This is a genomic window from Acidimicrobiia bacterium (assembly GCA_016650365.1).
GTDB lineage: Bacteria > Actinomycetota > Acidimicrobiia > Spongiisociales > JAENVV01 > JAENVV01.
The window spans coordinates 1-3,592 of the sequence record JAENVV010000034.1 but is presented as its reverse complement, the minus strand read 5'-3'; the positions used below and the strand labels follow the sequence as shown (position 1 = coordinate 3,592).

General features: G+C 62.0%; 4 protein-coding genes. 1 reads left to right on the top strand and 3 read right to left on the bottom strand.

Features of this window, described 5'->3' with window-relative positions:
- The coding region (locus tag JJE47_02195; protein ID MBK5266221.1) for a 50S ribosome-binding GTPase at positions 1–374 on the bottom strand (374 nt) is incomplete at its 3' end.
- Positions 367–2,097 carry a 50S ribosome-binding GTPase gene (locus JJE47_02190; protein ID MBK5266220.1) on the bottom strand — a complete coding sequence of 577 codons (1,731 nt, stop codon included), beginning with the start codon at positions 2,095–2,097 and terminating at the stop codon, positions 367–369. The genes JJE47_02190 and JJE47_02195, both read right to left, overlap by 8 nt.
- A 23-nt stretch (positions 2,098–2,120) precedes the next feature.
- Here JJE47_02190 and JJE47_02185 point away from each other — a divergent pair, with 23 nt between their 5' ends.
- Positions 2,121–3,374, top strand: a complete 1,254-nt coding sequence (locus JJE47_02185) for a hypothetical protein (GenBank protein ID MBK5266219.1) — start codon at positions 2,121–2,123, stop codon at positions 3,372–3,374.
- 5 nt (positions 3,375–3,379) lie between these two features.
- Here the strand turns inward: JJE47_02185 and JJE47_02180 are convergent.
- The coding region (locus JJE47_02180; GenBank protein MBK5266218.1) for a DUF1731 domain-containing protein at positions 3,380–3,592 on the bottom strand (213 nt) is incomplete at its 5' end.

The following is a 3,592-nucleotide window of genomic DNA, read 5'->3' as shown; positions in this document are numbered from 1 at the left end:
TCTGGCATATCGATGAGTACAACCGGCAGATCGTTCAAATGTCCTACCCGCTTGTCCACCCCCATATCGTCGAGAAGTCGCACTATTCCTGGTTCGGGCACGTGCGGCATCCAGGCCAAGGGCTCCGATGTGGTCGGTCGGATGGCGGCCACCTCGGCCACCGTCTCCCCCGCTACCGCGTTCAACAAGGACGACTTGCCCGATCCGGTACCGCCCGCCAGGGCGACCACCACCGATCGGCCAAGGAACCCAACCCGCCGCCGGGCAGTATTGGCCAATTCGATCGCCTCCGACAGCGGTTCAGCGCCGACCGACGCGACTGCCTGGGCGACCGCCGTGTCGAGCAGATCCATGAGTCGTCCCAAATCAGACATGCCACGCTCGCAGGGCCCGGTCAACCGATGCCGCCACATCGTCGAGTTCGAATCGCCCGGAGGTTCTCAGACCCTCAAGGAACCCCAGAAAACGTTGAGCATCAGCCTCGAGCACCCCGGTGATCGAATCGATGAGGTCTTTCCTGGCTTCATCGGCGAGACCCTTGGCGGCGGCCGACCCGAAAAGATGTTCAAGAAGCTTTTGTTGGGCGGCGGCAGCGCCGGCGGCGATCCCCACTTCCGTACCCGTGATTCCACTCGTGTAGGCAAAAACGGTGACCATGAGACTTACGGCAACCGCGTTCACCCCGACCGAAGCGATCTGAGCCCATCGTTTGCGGCCCAGTCCCGTTTCTTCGATCATCCGGCTAAGTCCAGCGATCCAATCCTCAACCACCTGTTGAACCCGTTCCGGGGTTTCGGGAGCATGTCGCCACAAATTGGCGTTCCTGACGTGGAGCGCGGTCCCTTCATGGAGTTCCCAGGCGCCGGCCACCGCGTTGGCTGCCAGGTCGGCGCGTCGGGTGACCAGCGCCACCAGTTCGTGCTCGGCTTCAAACCCGACCCGTTCCGACTTCTCACCTACCCCACCGAACACCCGGGTCGCCCATCCTCGAAGCCGGGTCGCTCCATCGGCCAGTGCCTTGGTCAGCTCGCCGGTTCCTATGAAATTCTGCCAACGCGCCACCACCTCACTTCGGATCAACGTGCCCTCGCGCAGTGCCGACTCGATCTCGGCTGCCTGGCTCGCGTAGGCGAGGCGGGTTACTTCTTCTAGTTTGGCCAGCTCCTGGTTCTCGTCGTCAACGAGGTCGGAAAGCATTCCTGCCTTCTGGAGCAGGCTGCCGACAGCACCCCTCACGGCCTGTTCTGCCGTAGCACGCCGGTTGCCGCTTCCGGAGTTGGTCAGCCGGGTTCGGAGCTCGGAGACCGCCGGAGGTGGCAGACCACCCCAATCATTCTCCACCGGCTGCTCGGCGACGATCAGAATCGAATCCGCCTCGTTCATGACCCCCGCCGACCGAAGCCTCCGGGAGAAATCGGGTACGAGTTCGTCCTCCGCTCCGGGCGGGACCCGATTGAGAACGAACAGCAACGGCAGGTTTCGCCTGGCAGCGGCCTTAAGGATCTGCCAGGGCACCGAATCTGCGTACCGCTGTGCACTCGTGACGAATACACACAGATCGGCCGCTGCCAGGAGTTCCTCGGCGATGTCGCGATGGACCTCTTCGACAGAGTCGATGTCGGGTGCGTCGATGAGTGTGAGTCCTTCGAGCATCGGATCCAGCATTGCCACGATGTCGAGTTCCCTGGCGGCGTCGGGGCCGTAGCCGGTCAGAAAACCGGCCTCATATCGATCGATATTTCGCTGATGACACCAAACGACCGGGTGACGGGTGGTCGGTCGTACTGCTCCCGGAGCACTCACCCTGGTGCCGGCCAGGCTATTCATCAGGGTTGACTTCCCGGCGCCGGTCGATCCAATCAGCACCGCAACAACCGGAGCGTCAAGATCGCCCAGGCGGGCGATGGCGTATTCGTTGATCGACCAGACGATGTCCTGGCGCAGTTCGCCAGCCGCGGCACGGCGGCTTGGATCCAATCCAAGATCGATGGGGACCACCACCTCCGACAGATGATGCAGCGCAGCGCGCAGTCGTGTGGTTTCAGCCAGCTCAGGAGACATCTGGGCCGATTCTCGCATAATGCGCGAATCTGTCACACCTTCTGGATAGGTTTAGTGGCATGGAGCCAAAAATCAGCCTCGATGGCACAACGGTTGTAATCCGACATCTGGAGTCGGCCGACCCCGCTTTGGCCGAAATGCTTGCCGCCCAGCCCGAGGAGCATTGGCCCGAGCTTGTCGAACGAGCGTTGGCAGTTGGGGCACGCGGACTCATAACGATGGGTCTCGGAGTCGACCTGACCGAGGTTGACGAACGCGTCAAACGTTCGGTGCTCATAGTTACGTCCGAAGCCGAACGTCACGTGGCTTCCACTCTGGAGGCCGCTCAGCGCGCCATGGCCGAACAGCTTGATCCCGAACACCGATCGTCCATCGTCTCGAGGACCATTGACGAATTCACCGCCTGGCGGGATGACTTCATGAGGACCATGGATCCGTCCGTAGTGGACTCCCATACCGCCCGACTCGTGACCTCGCTCACCGACCTGTTGGGACCTGACGGTGCCCTCGAAATGCGGCTTCAGGCACTGCTGGACCCCAACTCGGACGGGAACGCCCTGTCAGTTCTCGCCGATTCAATCGACACCAGGTTCGGCGAACTCCGGGACATCCTCATGCAAAAACAGGGCGCCGAGGGTGAAGCGACCAGGGGGACGCAGAAAGGGTTTGATTTTGAAGACACCATCGAAGCCACCCTGCGCTCGTTGATGTACGGGACCAGAGGCACCTATGTCGAGCGGACATCGATGGAGCGCGGTTCTCTCGAAGGCAAAGTTGGAGATTTTGTCATCACCCTCGGCTCGGGCGATCGAGTGGTCATCGAGGCCAAGAATACGACATCGACCATTTCACTCGGAGGCAAGGGCGGGATACTCGCCGAACTTGATCGCGCCGCCGCCAACCGGCAGGCCGGGTTTTCGATCTGCGTCTCGGCCCACCCGGTCTTCCCGCAGGAGGTGGGGGCGTTCGGAGTGTTCGGTAACCGGGTCTGCGTTGTCGATGATGGCGACGGGACCATGCTGTCTGCCGCCCTGGCCTGGGCTGAAGCGTCCATCGCGGTCGCGGCCAACCGGGCAGAAGGCATCGACGTGAAGGCCATCGAAGAGCGCCTGCAATCTTTGAGGGCTCTGGCGTCCCAGGTTTCGAACGTGCGCCGGTCGCTCACGCAGGTCGTTACCTCGGTCAACAGCATGAAAGGCACTCTCGACGAGATGCGTTCAGATCTTCTCGCCCATGTCGACGACATTGCCCGCGAACTCAACCGACAAGACGTCCAGTCGGACCGTCGGGTTGTCGAGCTGCACTCGGCTTGATGCCGTTACGAATCAAGGATGCGGCTCAGAGCAGCGGGTAGGTCGGGGTCGAGGTATTCAAATCCCGTTTCGGCAAGGACCCGGGGAAGGACACGCTGACTCGCCAGCAAGACCTGATCGGCGAATTCCGATCCGAGCAACAGTTTCAGGCCGAATCCCGGGGCCGGGATCACAGCCGGGCGGTGCATCGCCCGGCCGAGCGCTTTGGCAAAGTCCGC